Below are 17998 nucleotides of genomic sequence, written 5' to 3' on the forward strand. Positions count from 1 at the left end.
CGATCAAGGCGTAGTACGAATCAAGACTATTTCGGTGCTTCAATGCGCGGTGCCAAAGCTTACGTGGCAACAAACGCATTGGACATCGAACAGACCCCAAGATGAGACTTTCAACGTTTTTAAACCAGCGTCGGGCATCATACGATCACTTCAACGTCCGATAGCAAGCGCACTAAATTGTACGCGACCGGAAAAATCCACTCGAAGCGTAATCCCCGGATGACCCGGTTTTCCTGTACAGCTTCTGACTCGCAGCTAAATCCAAGGAATTAATCCCTTCGAATGAAGTCCGGCGCCCAACTCTATCGTTCATCGACGCGATTTGATATCGAGTAGCCATTAGTTACCTTCCGATGCCAATTCCGGATAACTCTAAGTTTGCCTTGGACGCGTTATCCGAAACATTTTGTTGCATCGGGAAACCACTTGGATCCAAGGTTCCGACAAGCGGTAATGATGACCTTATTGCTTTTTTATCAATCGGTTAGAAGTATCTGTTTTCATTGTATGAATTGTCTGTCAGATAACAGACACCCCCAACTCCCCCTCCCAATCTATGGTTCTCCCTATAGCCGTGGCCATACGCCGATGCACTAACAGGGAGTAGTAATGGACAACATCGTTATCGCCGACAAAGCCAGTTCTCAACTCACCGCACAGAACTGGGGTAACGTTCAGCTCAATCAGCCTTCCGTTGTACAAATTCCGGCCCGGCCCGAGCAACTGGCGTCGACCAGTCGCAGCGGTCAGGATTTGATCCTGAATCTTAAGTCTGGCGAGCAGATCAAAATTACCAATTTCTTTGTCACCAGCCCCGACGGCGTACCCAACGACATCGTGTTTCAGGGCGATGACGCCACGCTGTGGCAGGCGCGCTATAACGCAGAACCCTTCAATGGTTTTACCTTCGATGAAATCGGCTCTCTCGACGAGTTGATTGCCGGTGTCGGCGTGGTTGATGGCGCCACACCCGCGTGGGCGATCGCCGGGCTCGGCCTGCTGGGCGCGGGCGGCGCGGCGGCGGCTGCGGGCGGTGGTGGTGGCGGAGGCGGTGGTGGCGGTAACGGCGATGCGACGCCGCCCGCCCCGGCCACCGGTCTGAGTTTGTCAGCCGATGGCCGCGTGTTGAGTGGATTCGGCGAAGCCGGCAGTGTGGTTCAAATACGCGATGCGGCCGGCAATCTGCTGGGTTCGGGCACTGTCAGTGCTGACGGACGCTTCCAGGTTGACCTGAACACCCCGCAAACCAACGGCCAACCCCTCGATGTGACGCTGACTGACGGCGCGGGCAATGTGTCCACACCGGGCACGGTGACCGCGCCGGACACTACTGCGCCCACCGCGCCCGCCAATCTCAGCGTGAGCGCCAATGGCACGCAACTCAGCGGCAGCGGTGAAGCCGGCGCGACCATCCAAGTGCGCGCAGCCGATGGCCGCCTGTTGGGCAGTGCCGTGGTCGCGGCGGATGGCACCTTTAGCGTCACGCTCAGCCCTGCGCAAACCGGCGGACAGCCGTTGACCGTCAATGCCATCGATGCGGCCGGGAATATCTCCACGGGCGCGACAGTCAGCGCACCGGAAATTGTCGAACCGCAAACGCCCGCCAATCTCGGTCTGAGCAGTGACGGCAGCCAGCTCAGCGGTACCGCCAGGGCCGGCACCACGGTCGAAGTGCGGGCCGCCAATGGTGACGTGATCGGGCGTGCCACGGTCGGCGCTGACGGTACCTTCACGGTGACCCTCAGCCCAGCGCAAGCCAACGGTGAAGTGATCAGCGTTGTCGCGCTCAATAGTGTCGGCGCGCAATCGCCTGCGGTGACATTCAACGCACCGGACATCACCGGCCCCGCTGCCGCCACGGATGTATCCGTCGGCAGCGATGGCCTCACGGTCACCGGCCGCGGCGAGCCCGGCAGTACGGTCAGTGTCACCAATGCTCAAGGCACCGTGCTCGGCACGGCGCTGGTCGCGGCGGACGGCTCGTTTACGGTGCAACTCAACGCGGCGCAAATCGACGGTGAAGCACTCAGCGTGCAACTCACCGACGCTGCGGCCAATCCTTCGCCCGCGGTGACCGTCATCGCAGTCGACCTCGACGGCCTGACGCAGCCCAGCGACATCGATCTGAGCGTGGATGGCGCGCAAATGAAAGGCCGCGGCCAGGTCGGTTCCACCGTGACCGTGCGGGATGCCAACGGCAACGTGCTCGGCTCCGCGGTGGTCGGCGCCGACGGTACCTTCACCGTGCAATTGAGCCCGCCACAGAACAATGGCGAAACCCTGCAGATCAGCGCCAGCGACAGCGCGGGCAACACTTCCGCCCCGCTGACTTATGTAACGCCTGACACCCAAGGCCCGGCGCCACTGACGGGCGTCACTCTGGATAACCAGGGGCAGACGCTGACCGGTCAGGGTGAGGCCGGCGCCGCCGTCACCGTGCGCGATCCGGCAGGCAATATCATCGGCACCGGCACGGTCGGCAGCGACGGCAATTTCTCCGTCAACCTCTCGACACCGCAGACCGATGCACAACAACTGCAAGTGATTCAGACTGACGCCGACGGCAACCCATCGGCGCCGGTCAACGTCACGGCGCCTGATCTGACGGTACCGGTTGCAGTCTCCGATGTGGACATTTCCGCGAACGGCGCTGTGGTTACCGGTAACGGTCAGCCCGGCGCCACCGTGACCGTCACCGACGCCGGCGGCGTGGTCTTGGGAACCGTTGTAGTCGGCAGCGATGGCCGCTTTGAAATCAATCTCTCCTCGCCGCAAACCAACGGCCAGAATTTGAACGTCGTGCAGACTGACGCCTCGACGTCGGCTTCGCCGGCGGTGCCGGTTCAGGCGCCCGATATTCAGGCGCCGACTGCGCCTGCGGATCTGGCACTGGATCCGACGGGCAGCACACTCACCGGTACCGGCGAGCCCGGTGCCACGGTGTCGGTCAAGGACCTGGCCGGCAACACGCTGGGCACCGCGATCGTTGACGGCAACGGTGCATTTACGGTCTCGTTGAACAGTCCGCAGACCAACGGTCAACCGCTGCAAGTCAGCCAATCGGATGGTGTCAACGTTTCTCCCAGCACCCCGCTAACGGCGGCAGACATTACCGCTCCTTTGGCACCCGATAATCTCGTCTTGAACAGCAATGGCGTAACACTGACCGGTACCGGGCAGGCCGGAAGCACCGTCACCGTCACCACGCCGGATGGCACGGTGCTCGGCACCACGCTGGTGGCCAGCAACGGCAGCTTCACCGTCAACCTCAGCCCGGCGCAACTTGACGGCCAAGTGCTCAGCGTCATTCAGACCGATGCGAGCACCCTGCCCTCGCCGGCCACGCCGGTCACCGCACCGGACGTCACCGCCCAACCAGTGCCGACCGGGTTGATCATCGACCCGGCGGGTGCCACGGTCAGCGGCACCACACAGCCGAACAATACCGTCCGGGTGCTCGACGCCGACGGCAACGTCATCGGCACCGCGACCGCTGACGGCACGGGCGCTTTCACGGTCAACCTCGATACCGCGCAGACCAACGGCGAAGCCCTGCAAGTGGTGGTGTCGGACGGCACCAACGCTTCATTGCCGGGCGCTGTCACTGCACCGGATGACACCCCACCGGCGCCGGTCAGCGATCTGGCGCTCAACCCGGCAGGCGATCAGGTTTCCGGCCTCGCCGAGCCCGGCACGCTGGTCACCGTCAGCATTGCCGGCGGCGGCACTGTGTTGGGTACCGCGACGGCGGGTGCGGATGGCCGCTTCGTGGTAACCCTGAGTCCGCCGGCCGAGCCTGGCGGTGATCTGGAGGTGATCAGCACTGACGGCGGCGGCAACGATTCGCCGGCCGTTCCGCTGGCAGGTCTTGACGGTTCTCAAGTCGCGACCCCGAATGATCTCGCCTTGAGCGTCGACGGTTTCACCCTGACCGGCGCAGGAACGCCCGGTTGCACAGTGACCGTGACCAACAGCAACGGCGATGTGCTCGGGTCAGGCCTGATCAATGAATTCGGCCGCTTCACCTTGTTGCTCAATGCCAAACAGATAAACGCGCAAGTGCTGCAAGTCACCGCCACCAGCCCTGACGGTGATGTCTCCGTACCGGGCACGGTAACGGCCGCCGATGGCACGCCACCCGAGGCGGTGAGCAATCTGGTATTGAATGCCACCGGCAGTGCACTGACCGGCCTTGGCGAAGCCGGCGCGACCGTCACCGTCACCGACAGCAACGGCACGGTGGTGGGCACCGCACTGGTTGCCAGCAATGGCAGCTTCAGCCTGACGCTGACACCGGCGCAACTCAATGGGCAGGCGCTCACCGTGATCCAGAGCGACGCCGCCGGCAACCCTTCGCAGCCTGCCAGCCTCATCGCCACCGATCTGCAGCCGCCCGCCGCCGCAACCGGCGTCACCATCAACGATGTCGGCACCGTGGTCAAAGGCCAGGGCGAAGCCGGCAGCACCGTGACCGTGCGTGATGCCGTCGGCAATGTATTGGCCACCGGTCTGGTCGATCAGAGCGGCAACTTCCAGGTCACCCTGCCCAACGCGCAGACCACCGGCGAGACCCTGCAAGTCACCCTGGCCGATGCCAACGGCAACACTTCCACCGCTACCGGCGTGCTCACTATTGACGGCACCCCGCCCGCCGCCGTGCAGAACCCACTGATCAGCGCCGACGGCACCACGCTCAGCGGCACCGGCGAAGTCGGTGCGACGGTCAACGTCACCAACGCCAGCGGCACGGTGTTGGGCAGCGCTGTGGTCGGCGCCGACGGTTCGTTCAGCGTGACGCTGGCGCCCGCGCCCACCAACGGTGAAGCGTTGGCAATCAGCCAGACCGATGCGGCCGGCAATGTCTCGCCATCGACCAACCTCAACGCGCCCGACATCAGTCCTCCGGCTGCACTGACGCAGGTCGTGGTGAATGCCGACGGTGTGACCGTGACCGGTCATGGCGAGCCTGGCGCCACCGTGTCCGTGCGTAGCGCCGACGGCACGGTACTCGGTACCGCGCAGGTCGGCAGCGGCGGCGCGTTCAGCGTCACCCTGAGCACGCCACAGCTGAATGCCGAGGTGCTGACGGTCACCCAGGAAGACCCGCCGGGCAACGTCTCCACGGCCGTTGAAGTGATCGCGGTCGATCTGACCCCGCCGGCCATTCCAAGCGGGCTGACCTTGAACGCCGCCGGCGTGCAACTGGCCGGTAACGCCGAGGCCGGCAGCACGGTCACGGTGCGCGACAGCCAGGGCAACCTCCTTGGCACCACAACGGCCGCCGCCAATGGCACGTTCCAGCTGACGCTCAATAGCGCACAAGCCAACGGCCAGTCGCTGAACGTGACGGCCACGGACGCGGCGGGCAATCCGTCCGCTCCGGCCATCGTCAACGCCGCCGACACCACCGCGCCCGTGGCGGCGAACGATCTGGCGGTCAGCGCCAACGGTGCGACGTTGACCGGTATCGGTGAGGTCGGTGCCAGCGTCGAAGTGCGTGACGCTAGCGGTGCGCTGTTGGGCACCGCCACTGTCGGCAACAACGGCAATTTCAGCATCACTTTGTCGCCGGCGGCGGTCGCCGGTTCGACGCTTTCCGTCGTGCAGATCGATGCCGCCGGCAACAGCGGCCCGGCGACTCCGGTGACTGCGCCAGGCAATCTGGCGGAAAGTGCGCCGACCAATCTGGCCCTCAGCGCCGACGGCCTGACCCTGACCGGCTCAGCCACCGCTGGCAGCACCGTAAGCATTCGCAATGCCTCGGGTGTGTTGCTCGGCAGTGCAGTGGTCGCGGCCAACGGTACCTTCAGCGTTACCGTCAACGCGGCGCAACTCAACGGCGAGCAATTGTCCGCCGTGGCGACATCGACTACGGGGATCAACTCGTCCCCTACCGACTACACCGCGGCCGACATCGCCGCACCAACGCCACTCAGCGAACTCAGCCTCGCGCCGAACGGCGTCGCCCTCACCGGACGTGGTGAAGCTGGCGCCACGGTGACCGTGCTGGGCACCGGCGGAGCGATCCTCGGCAGCGCAGTGGTGGCGGCCAACGGCACCTTCAGCGTGACCCTCAACCCGGCGCAAACCTCCGGGCAAACCCTGAGCCTGAGCCAGGCCGATGCCGCTGGCAACGAATCCAACAGCGTCAACCTGATCGCCCCGGACCTGCTCGCCCCCACCCCACCCGCCGCACTGGCGGTCAGCAATGACGGCAGCGTATTGACCGGCACCGGCGAAGCCGGGACCACGGTCAACGTGTTCACCGCCGCTGGAACGCTGGTTGGCACCGGCACCGTGAGCATCGATGGCAGCTTTGCGATCACCCTGACCACGCCGCAAGCCAACGGCCAGGCACTGACCGTGTCGCTGACCGACGCAGCAGGCAACACCTCGGCGGCGACACCGTTCACTTCGGTCGACAGCACGCCGCCAGCGGCCGTGGCGCAACTGGGCATCAGCGGCGACGGCGCGACCTTGACCGGGCGCGGCGAACCGGGCGCGCAGGTGCGGGTCATCGACAGCGACGGCAATGTCCTTGGGACTGCGCTGGTCAGCCCGACCGGCACCTTCACCCTGACGCTGACCCCGGCGCTGAGCAATGCCGAAGTGATCAGCGTGGTGCAGGCCGACGTGGCGGGCAACGACTCCCCGGCGGTGAGCCTGACCACCCCCGACTTCACGCCGCCCGACCCGCTGGCCAACGTCGACATCAACAGCTCGGGCGCACTGGTCACCGGCACCGGCGAACCCGGCGCGACTGTGACCGTGCGCGATGCCAACGGCACCCTGCTCGGCACCAGCGTGGTGCTTGCTGACGGCTCGTTCAGCGTGACGTTGAACCCGCCGCAGATCAACGAACAGATCCTCAACGTGCAGCAGGCCGATCCACCCGGCAACGTCAGCGCCCCGGTGCCGGTCACCGCACCGGACCTGACCCCGCCCGCCACGCCTGTGGATCTGCAGATCAACGTGGCCGGCGACGTGCTCACCGGCCGTGGCGAAGTCGGTGCCGAGGTCAGCGTGACCTTGGCCGATGGCACAGTCCTGGGCACCGGCACGGTCGGCAGTGACGGGCTATTCCAGATCACTCTGCAACCCGCGCAAACCAATGGCGAAGCGATCTTCGTCGAGCTCGCAGACGCTGCCGGCAACACCTCGCCTGCTGGCACGCTGGTGGCTGCCGACAGCACCCCGCCAGCGGCGCTGACGGATGTGGCGATCGATGCCAGTGGCAGCCTGATCACCGGCTCCGGCGCGGCGGGTTCGCAAGTGGTCATCACCAACGGGGTCGGCACCATTGTCGGCACCGGCACGGTCGCGGCGGACGGCAGTTTCAGCGTGACCCTCAATCAGCCGCTACTCAACGGTGAAGCCCTGTCGGTCATCCAGCGCGATGCAGCGGGCAACCCTTCGCCCGTAGCGCCGGTTACCGCGCCGGACGTTACCGCGCCGGCGGCGCCTACCGGGCTGCAACTTACGGCTGATGGATTGACGCTGACCGGCAGCGGTGAAGCCGGCGCCACGGTGCGCGTGCTCAGCGCGACCGGCACCGTGCTGGGCTCCGCAACCGTGACCGCCAACGGCTCGTTCAGCGTGACCCTCAACCCCGCGCAGGTGAACGGTGAGCAGCTGAGCGTCAATCAGACGGATCTGGCCTCCAACACTTCACCGACCGCACCGTTGCAAGCAGGCGATACCACCGTTCCACTGGAGGTCGCCGACCTCAATGTCAGCCAGGACGGCCTGACCGTGACCGGCACCGGCGAGCCCGGCGCGATCGTCACCGTGCGCGACGGCGTGGTGGTGCTCGGCACGGCAACGGTAGCCGCCGACGGTAATTTCAGCGTCACGTTGTCCGCGGCGCAACTTGATGGCCGCACGCTGTCCGTAGTTCAGGCCGACGCGAACAACAACCTGTCCGAACCCGCTCTGGTCGATGCGCCGGACAGCACTGCGCCGCTCGCGCCGACCGTCACATCGTTGACCGCGGACGGCGTTTCGCTCACAGGGACTGCCGAAGCCGGCAGCACCGTGACGGTGTTGTCGGCCACTGGCACCGTGCTGGGCACTGCTGTGGCGTTGGGCAACGGCACTTACACGGTCACGCTCAACCCGGCCCAGACCAACGGCCAGGTGTTGTCGGTGATCGCGACCGATGAGGCGCTGAACGTATCGCCAGCGCTGTCCTTCCCGGTGCCGGATATCACGGATCCGGATGCCGTCACCGGCCTGACCATCAGCGGTGATCTGACCCAGCTCGCCGGGCGTGGTGAGGCTGGTGCCAGCGTCGAGGTGACCGACGCGCTCGGCACTGTCGTCGGCACTGCCACGGTCGCGGCCAATGGTACGTTCCTGGTCACACTGACGCCGGGCATCACGGCCGGCCAGGTGTTGACCGTCATTCAGACGGACGCGGCCAATAACGTTTCCGCTGATGCCATCCTGAACGTACCGGCTGTTCCGGCGCCGGATGCACCGGGCAATCTGGTCCTGTCGGGCGATGGCGTGACGCTGACCGGCACCGCAGCAATCGGCACCACCATCAACGTCTTCGGCGCTGACAACAGCCTGATCGGCACCGGAGTCACCGGTCCGGATGGCACGTTCAATATCGTGCTGACGCCTGCGCAAACCAATGGTGAGAGCCTTGAGGTCACCGCCAATACGCCGCTGGGCGGCGCTTCGCTGCCCACCGAAATCACCGCCGACGACACCTCGGCACCCGCGCCACTCAGCGATCTGGCGGTGAATGCCAGCGGCACACTCGTCACCGGTCGCGGTGAAGTGGGCGCAACGGTGCGGATCACCGGCGCGGGCGGCGTGTTGCTGGGTGAAACGGTGGTGGCGGCGAATGGCACGTTCAGCGCACAACTGAATGCGCCGCAGGTGAACGGCCAGCTACTCAACGCCACTCAGACCGATGTGGCCCTCAACACGTCGCCCGGTCTCAATGTCACCGCACCCGACATCACGCCTCCCGCAGCACCGAGCGCGCTGCTGCTCAGCGGCGGCGGTCTGGTGCTGGGCGGGCTCGGTGAAGCCGGCGCTCTGGTCACCGTGCGCGGTGCCGGGGGCGCGGTGCTGGGCACGGCAACCGTGGCGGGCAATGGCACCTTCTCGGTGACGCTGTCCTCGGCGCAACTCAACGGCCAGCAGTTGAGCGTCAGCCAGAGCGATGCGGCGGGCAACGTTTCGCCATCGACCAGTCTCAGCGTCGCCGACACCACAGCACCGGCAGCGTTGAGCAATGTGACCCTGAACGGCACCGGGCTGGCGGTCAGCGGCACGGGTGAAGCCGGCGCCACGGTCAGCGTGACCAATGCCGCCGGTACGGTGCTCGGCACCGCGGTGGTCAATGCCGGCGGTACCTTCACCGTGCAACTGTCCAGCGCCCAGCTCAACGGCCAACAGCTCAACGTCCAACAGGCAGACCCGACGGGCAATCTGTCGCCGGTGTTCAACCTGACAGCCAATGACACCCAGGCACCGGTCGCGGCGACCGGTCTGGCGCTGGCCACCAATGGCCTGACCGTGAGCGGCACTGGCGAAGCCGGCGCGACGGTGAATGTTTACGGCCCGGGCGGCGCGCTGCTCGGCACCAGCACAGTAAGCAGTGGCGGCACCTTCAGCTTCAACTTGAACACCGCGCAACTGGACGGCCAGCTCCTGACCGTGCGTCTGGTCGACCCGGCCGGCAACCTGTCGCCGAACGCCAGCCTGACGGCGCCGGACGTCACCGCGCCCGGTGCGCCGACCGGCGTCAGCGTCAATGGCAGCGGAACCCTGCTCACCGGTATCGGTGTGCCCGGCTCGACCATCAGTGTGCGTGGTGCCGGCGGTGTGGTGCTCGGCACGGCCACCGTCGCGGCCAACGGCAGCTTCTCGGTGGTGCTGGCCTCGGCGCAGATCAACAGCCAGGTGCTCAGCGTCACCCAGGCCGACCCGAGCGGCAACGTGTCGGCAGCGGCGAGCGCCACCGCGCCCGACCTGACGCCGCCCGCTGCCGCCACGGCGCTGCTGGTCGGCGCCGACGGTCTGACCGTCACCGGTACCGGTGAGGCAGGCGCAACCGTCACTATCAAATCGGCCAGCGGCACCGTGCTCGGCACCGGCACGGTCAACAACCTCGGGGTGTTCAGCATTGCCCTGAACAGCGCGCAGATCAACGGCGAAAAACTCACCGTCAACCTCAGCGATGTGCGCGGTAACGTCTCGATTGCCGCGAATGTCACGGCGCCGGATATCGACGTCAACGCACCGGTGGTGGCCAGCGATAACCTTGCCGTCGGCACCGTCACCCTCGCCCCGGCGACAGCGTCGCAGACCTTCAATGATTCGTTCACCACGCTGTTGTCCGGCTTCTCGAAAACCTTCACCTTCAGTGTCGCCAGTGGTTCGCGGCTTGATCCAACCTTGACGCTGACCACCAGCAGCCTGATCTCGTTGCTCGACGGCGTGGTCTATACCCTTCAGGTCAAGGATGCCAGCGGCAACTGGATCACCCTGGACGTCAACGGCAGCAGCGGTCTGCTCGACCTGATTGCGCTGACCGGACAAGGCGTGCGGGTCGACATCGGTAGCCTGTTGTCAGGCGACTACCGGTTGACGGTATCGAGCACCGGCATCGGCGTGCTGACCACGGTCAACACGCAGCTGCAACTGGACGTCAGCAGCCTGACCCAGTTCAACGGCGTCGCCGGGCCAGCGGTGACCGGCAACGTCATCACCAATGTTGGCGTCGATGGCACCGCCGACCAGACCGGCCCGGACAACGGCGCGCAATTGCAGATCTTCAAGAACGGCGCCTGGGTCAGCGCCGGGGCCGGCACCACGGTGCAAGGGCTGTACGGCACGCTGACCATCGACGCCAACGGCAACTACAGCTACAAGCCCAACGGCAGCGTCAGCAGTGTCGGCAAAGTCGACGTGTTCAACTATCAGCTGGTACACCCGAACGGTTTGAGCGACACCGCCAACCTGTACGTGCGCATCGACAGCCCGCAGGCCACCGAAGTGTGGAACGACGCCAACCTCGGCAGCCCGGCGCTGGTGGTCGATGCCACGGCGGACATCGCTTCGACTGACGTCACGCTGGTCAACCGCGAAGTCACCAGCAACTCCGCGCTTGGCACGTTCAACGTGCTGCTGGGCGGCGGCAGCGGCAACTACAACACGGTGGTTGCGGCAGACACCGTCAGCGACCTGACCGTGGTGGTCAACTCGAGCAACCTGCTGGCCTTGCTCGGTTCGATGACGGTGGGCCTGTACAAACTCAACACCGCGACCAACCAGTACGTGCTGGTCAAGAGCTACGGCGGCAACGCGCTGCTCAATCTCGGCGGTGGCAACTACGGGATCAAGTTCGACGACCAGACCGCCGGCACTTATCAGGTGCGGGTGGCGGTCGGCGGCCTCGGCCTGCTCACCAGCGTCAACACCAGCCTGATCAACGTCGCAACCTACACCAACCAGTTTGTGGTCGGCAGCTACACGCCGGTGTCCGGCAACCTGCTCACCGACACCGCGGGCGGCGGCGCCGATGTGCTGGGCTCGGTGTACACCCTGCTCAGTGTGTTGGTCGCTGGCAGTTACGTGGCGCCGGGTTACAACGGCGTCTCGCTGGTCGGCAACTACGGCACGCTTTTGGTCCAGGCCAACGGCAATTACACCTACACGCTCAAGGCTGGGCTGACCGATGCAGTGATCGGTCAGGAAGACACCTTCACTTATCAGCTCACGCACCCCAACGGCACGATCGATACCGCCACGCTGACCATCGACCTGAACAAGGCCGGCGCCTTCGCCAGCACCGCGTTCTCGGCGCTGGCCAGCGATGACCTCGGTCTCGCTCGCGCGACTACCGGTAGCGAGCTGATCCAGGGCACCGATGGCAACGACACCCTCGACGGTTCGCACGGTGGCGCCATCACCCTGCAAGGCGGGGCCGGCGATGACACGCTGGTCATCGCCGACCAGCAATTCACCTCGGTCGATGGCGGCAGCGGCACCGACACCCTGCTCTGGGCCGGTGGCGACGTGGCGATCAACCTCGGCGATCTGCAGAGCAAGGTCCATAACGTCGAAATCCTCGACCTCAACCATTCCAGTGCGGTGTCACTCACGTTGAACCTCAGCGACCTGCTGGCGATCACTTCCTCTGACAACAACACCCTGCTGATCAAGGGTGATGACAAGGACAGCGTGCACATGACCGATGGCTGGGTCGCCGATGGCGCGCAGCAGGCCGACGGCATCGACTATGTTCAATACACGGCACAGGAGGATCCGAGTCACCACTTGTGGGTGCAAAACGGCATTCAAGTGGTTTGAAACCAGGCATCAGCAACGTCCGTCTCTCAACAGTAAGGGAAGTCTGTGGAGTCAGTTTTTCGCCAGAAATGGCCGGTGGTCCTGTTGACCATCGGCCTCTACCCCGCTTTCACCGTCGGCGTTCGCGCCGACGACAATCTCGACAGCAGTTTGCGCAGCATCAGCCCGGCGCAACTGCAACAACCGGCAGGCAATGACAGCCGTCAGCGCCCTGCCCCAGCTTCGAAGGCGTCCGCCGCTACGGACGCTTTGGGCCTGGAACAAGCCGTGCGCCTGGCCGTCGACTGGCATCCACGCATCGGCGAAGCCATCGGCACGCTGTTCCAGCAAGGCGAAGGCGTCAATGTCGCCGAATCCGGTTATTACCCGCAGGTCACCGGCGGCATCAAGGGCGGTTACACCAGCGGTTACGGTAGCGATGCCGGCAGCCAGTCGGTGAACATTTCCCTCAAGCAGATGCTCTACGATTTCGGCAAAGTGTCCAGCTCGGTCGACGCGGCCCGCGCTCGCGTGGCGCGTAGTCAGGCCGGAATTTTGTTGGCGATCGACGATGTGGCCCGCGACACCGCCAAGGCCTACATCGAAGTGCAGCGCTATCAACGCCTGCTCGACGTCGCCCGCGAACAGATTCAGGGCATCGGCGGCATTGTCGACCTCGCCAAACAACGCAACGACATGGGCGCCAGCACCCGTTCCGATGTGGTCCAGGCGCAATCCCGTGCCGAAGGCGCGACCGCCACGTTGCAGGAATTCAAAGCGCAATACGCACGCTGGCAAGCGACCCTGACCAGTTTGCTCGGTCGCCGCACTCCCCCGGCAGTCAGCGACGCCGCCGCGCCGACGCTGACTCAGGCCTGCGACGCTTCGCAGATCTCCGATGCCCTGCCCGCCGTCCTGCAAGCCGCCGCGCAACGCACCCAGGCCCAGGCCGAACTGGCACAGGCCAAGGCCGAAGCCTACCCGACCCTGTCGCTGCAACCGTCGGTCAATCAATACCTCGACGATCATTACGACGATCAGAATTCGCGCGCCGATCGCACCCAGCTCGGCATCTTCCTCAACCTCGAAGTGCCGATCTATCAGGGCGGCGCCATCAGCGCCCGCAGCCGCGCCGCCGGGCATGCCTTGACCGCCGCAGACTCGGCCGAAGACTTCGCCCGACTGCAAGCCCGCCAAGGTCTGGCGGAAGCCCAGGCGCAGACATCGGGCCTGAACCGTCGGTTGCGCTCGCTGGAATTTCGCCAGACCAGCATCACCGAAGCGCGTATGTTGTACGGCCGCCAGTACCTGGAACTGGGCACACGGCCGCTGCTCGACTTGCTCAACGCCGAGCAGGAAATCCACCAGTCGCGCTTTGATCTGGTCAACACCCAGGCCGATCTGCAACGCCTGCAGATCGATTGCTTCTACAACAGCGGGGCGATTCGCCGGGTCTTCGGCATCGACCACAGCGCCATCCAGAATGTCGAGATCCTGCCATGACCGACGCCAGCATCACTATCCCCGAACCCGTGGCTGCCGAGGCGCGGGAAGATTATTCGCCGTGGCTGGAAGCGGTGCTCAAGGTCGCCCGCCACTATCGACTCGACGTCTCGCCGGAAAGCGTGCGCCTGGCTTCGGTACACAGCGAAGGCCGCGTCGAAGAAGTGGTCCGGCACATGGCCCGTCAGGCCGGTTTGAGCGTGAAATTCGCGGTGTTCGACAACAAGAGCCTGAGCCGTTGGCGCACGCCGCTGGTGGTGCAACTGCACGACGGTCAGGTCGGCGTGCTGGAAAGCATCGGCGAGACCGGCGAACTGGGGATCTGCTTCAGTGGCGATCAAGGCTTGCAGAGCCGGATGGACGCGGCCGTGCTCGCCGAGCAGGCGCTGCGCACGGTGATTTTGCGCCCGACCCAACCGGTCTCCGACGTTCGCACCAACGACTACATCAAGCCTTACGACGAACACTGGTTCCGCCGCATCGTCCTCACCGACCTGCGGCCGTACACCCAGGTGATGATCGCCTCGCTGGTGGCCAATCTATTGGGCATGGCCGGGGTGCTGTTTTCCATGCAGGTGTACGACCGGGTGATTCCAGCCGAATCCTTGCCAACCCTGTACGTGTTGTTCGGCGGGGTGATGCTGGCGCTGCTGTTCGATTTCGTCATGCGCATTCTGCGGCTGCGCATCACCGATGTGCTCGGTAAGCGTGCTGACTTGCGGGTGTCCGATCTGGTGTTCGGCCACGCCTTGCGCCTGCGCAATTCCGCCCGGCCAAAGTCCACCGGCTCGTTCATTTCGCAACTGCGCGAGCTGGAGCAGATCCGCGACCTGATCACCTCGAGCACCGCCACGGCGCTGGCCGACATGCCGTTTTTCCTGCTGTTCCTGCTGGTGTTCTATTTGATCGGCGGGCCGCTGGTGCTGATTCCGCTGGTAGCGCTGGTGTTCATGCTGTTGCCGGGAATCATCGCGCAACCGCGTCTGGCAAAACTGGCGAATGCCTCGATGCGCGAAGCCGCGCTGCGCAACGCCATGCTGGTGGAAAGCATCCAGGGCCTCGACGACATCAAGGCGCTGCAGGCCGAGCAGCGCTTCCAGCAACAATGGAATCAGTACAACGCCGCCTCGGCGGACAGCAGCCTGCGTTTGCGCACCCTGACCAACAGCCTCGTGGCGTGGACGCAGAACGTGCAAGGCGCGGTCTTCGCCGTGGTGATCGTGTTCGGCGCGCCGATGGTGATCGCCGGCGACCTGACCACCGGCAGCCTCGTCGCGGCGTCGATTCTGTCCTCACGGATGATGGGGCCGATGGCGCAACTGACCCACGTGCTCACCCGTTGGCAGCAGGCCAAGGTCGCGCTGGAAGGCTTGAACCGGATCATGCAGATGCCGGTCGATCATCCCGAGGGCAGCCAGCGCGTGCACCTGCCGGCGATTCGCGGCGACTACCGGATGCGCCAGGCGAGTTTCCGCTACAGCGAAGAATCGGCCCCGGCGCTCAACGCCATCGACCTGACCATCCGCCCCGGCGAGCGCATCGCCCTGCTCGGCCGCAACGGCGCCGGCAAATCGACTTTGCTGCAGGCCTTGGGCGGTGCGATGGATCTGAGCAGCGGTGAAACCACACTGGACGGCATCGCCCTGGCGCATCTGGATCCGGCCGACCTGCGCCGCGACGTCGGCCTGCTGTCGCAACAGGCACGGCTGTTTCACGGCACCCTGCGCGACAACATCACCCTGGGCGCCGGTCAGGCCAGCGATCAGGAAATCATCGCCGCGCTGAACGTTACCGGCGCGCTCGAATTCGTTCGTCAGTTGCCCAAAGGCATGGATCATCTGGTGCTTGAAGGCGGCCTCGGTTTGTCCGGCGGTCAGCGTCAGAGCCTGCTGCTGTCGCGTTTGTTGCTGCGTCAGCCGCAAGTGCTGTTGCTGGACGAACCGACGGCGGCGCTGGATGACGTCACCGAGCGTCTGCTGCTGGAAAAACTCGCGACCTGGACCCAGGGCCGCACGCTGGTGGTCGCCACGCATCGGGTCAGCGTGTTGCAACTAGTCGAGCGGATCATCGTCCTCGATAACGGGCGCATCGTCATCGATGACCATCGCGACGCCGCGCTGGCGCGGTTGCGCGCACCCGGCAAAGGAGTGGCGGTATGAAACCGATGATGACTGACGTGCCGGACCCAATGTCCTACCTCGACGGCCGCGACGAGCGCGCCATCGCCGGAGGGGCGAAGGTGATTTGGGGCTGCGCATTGATGCTCGCATGCTTCATCGCTTGGGCGGCGTGGTTTGAAGTGGTCGAAGTCTCGACCGGCACCGGCAAGGTCGTGCCGAGTTCTCGTGAACAGGTGATCCAGTCGATGGAGGGCGGCATTCTCGAGCAGCTCAATGTCAGCGAAGGCGCCTTGGTCGAGCGCGGGCAGATTCTCGCCCAGCTCGACCCGGTGAGGAACCAGTCCAACGTCGGCGAAAGCGCGGCCAAGTACCGCGCGGCGCTGGCCAGCGTCAATCGCTTGCAGGCCGAAGTCAGCGAAAAACCGCTGACGTTCGATCCCTCGCTACAGGACTTTCCCGAGCTGATCCGCGCCGAAACCGAGCTGTTCCAGACCCGCCGCAAAGGCTTGGCGGAAACCCTCGACGGCATTCAAAGTTCGTTGAAACTGGTGCGCAGCGAACTGGCGATCACCGAAAACCTGGCGAAGATCGGCGCCTCGAGCCGGGTCGAAGTCTTGCGCCTGACCCGCCAGCGCTCCGAACTCGAATTGAAGGCCACCGAAGCGCGTTCCGATTACATGGTGCGCGCCCGCGAAGACCTGGCCAAAGCCAATGCCGAGGCGCAGATGCTCGAAGCGGTGATCCGTGGGCGCACCGACTCGCTGTCACGCCTGACCCTGCGTTCGCCAGTGCGCGGGATCGTCAAGGACATCGAAGTCAGCACCATCGGCGGCGTCATCGCGCCCAACGGTCAGGTCATGCAGATCGTGCCGCTCGATGAACAACTGCTGATCGAGACGCGCATCTCACCGCGCGACATTGCCTTCATTCATCCGGGCCAGGCGGCCAAGGTCAAAATCACCGCTTTCGACTACTCGATCTACGGCAGCCTCGACGGCGAAGTGGTGACGATCTCCCCGGACACGATTCAGGACGAAGCCAAGCCGGAAATTTTCTACTACCGCGTGTTCATCCGCACTGCGTCGGATGAACTGCGCAACAAGGCCGGCAAACGCTTTGCCATCGTCCCCGGGATGATCGCCACGGTGGACATTCGCACCGGCGAAAAAACCGTGCTCGACTACCTGATCAAACCGCTCAACCGCGCCCGCGAAGCGTTGCGCGAACGCTGATCAGCGGCTGGCGAACTTGGTCGCCGGCGGCACGATCGGCGCGAGGCTGGCCTGATAGCGCGTCCACTCGCGATTGATTTCCGCGTACGGCAGGAAAATGCTCACGCGCGGTTGATCAAGCAAGTCTTTACGCTTGAGCCGGCTGACGTCGTCACGGGTCAGAAACGCCACGTTGATGCCGACCACCTTGCCATCGGCGGAAAACACTGGCCCGCCGGACATGCCTTTGGCCAGCGCGCCATTATGAGTGCCGTAAAGCACGTTGCCCTCTTTGACGTCGAGGCGAACCATCGCCGGCAACGCCTGGCCGGTGCCCTTGACCGACATGTACAGCGAATTGAAGCCCACCGACGTCAGCTCCTCACCCGGCCTGTAACCGCGCCACGCCGGCACACTGCCGGCCTTGTGCCGGAAGAACTGCACGTCAGCCTGTCCCTGGAAAACCGCGCCCGACAGGTAAGGAATGTGCTTCACCGTCACGGCAAATTCTTCATTCCATTGCACAGCCGAACCCATCAGCACGTAAGGCAAAGGCACGCCGGAGTGAACGACAAAGGCTTGGTCTAAAACAGGATCCTGAACAAAAGCGACTGGCATTCCATTGCACCCGCTGAGCAGCATCGACGCTGCAACAAGTGACTTGAGGGGGCGCATTTTCGGCACATCATGTAGTGAGGGAAGGTGCTGCAATATGTCATTGCGCCATCATTTTTAGCAATAGGCTGAGCCTACCGTTTGTCTACTAGCGATATAGTGAGTCAATGATTGGATCCAAGGATTAACAGCGAAACGGCTAATTGCGTCGAACTTCTTCGAAGATCGCAAATACGG

At 64.5% G+C, this 17998-nt stretch carries 5 protein-coding genes; 4 read left to right on the forward strand and 1 reads right to left on the reverse strand.

Features of this window, described 5'->3' with window-relative positions; genetic code table 11:
• Positions 1–609: 609 nt before the first annotated feature.
• From BLU24_RS16740 to BLU24_RS16755, 4 genes are read left to right on the forward strand one after another with little or no spacing between them, the layout of a single operon-like run.
• On the forward strand, positions 610–12333 hold the full coding sequence (locus BLU24_RS16740; protein WP_093101903.1) for a BapA/Bap/LapF family large adhesin: 11724 nt from the start codon (positions 610–612) through the stop codon (positions 12331–12333).
• Positions 12334–12378: 45 nt separating this feature from the next.
• Complete coding sequence (locus BLU24_RS16745; RefSeq protein WP_093101904.1) at positions 12379–13815, forward strand: TolC family outer membrane protein; 1437 nt, start codon at positions 12379–12381, stop codon at positions 13813–13815.
• Positions 13812–15974, forward strand: a complete 2163-nt coding sequence (locus BLU24_RS16750; protein ID WP_093101905.1) for a type I secretion system permease/ATPase — start codon at positions 13812–13814, stop codon at positions 15972–15974. The genes BLU24_RS16745 and BLU24_RS16750 overlap by 4 nt, the downstream gene beginning before the upstream one ends.
• A gap of 5 nt (positions 15975–15979) precedes the next feature.
• A complete protein-coding gene (locus BLU24_RS16755) occupies positions 15980–17167 on the forward strand; it encodes an HlyD family type I secretion periplasmic adaptor subunit (protein ID WP_442965786.1) in 1188 nt (395 codons plus the stop codon).
• Here the strand turns inward: BLU24_RS16755 and BLU24_RS16760 are convergent, their stop codons facing one another.
• Positions 17168–17764 carry a trypsin-like peptidase domain-containing protein gene (locus BLU24_RS16760; protein ID WP_157720856.1) on the reverse strand — a complete coding sequence of 199 codons (597 nt, stop codon included), beginning with the start codon at positions 17762–17764 and terminating at the stop codon, positions 17168–17170. It abuts the gene before it with no gap.
• Positions 17765–17998: the final 234 nt, after the last annotated feature.

Source organism: Pseudomonas sp. Z003-0.4C(8344-21) (assembly GCF_900104975.1).
GTDB classification, from domain to species: domain Bacteria; phylum Pseudomonadota; class Gammaproteobacteria; order Pseudomonadales; family Pseudomonadaceae; genus Aquipseudomonas; species Aquipseudomonas granadensis.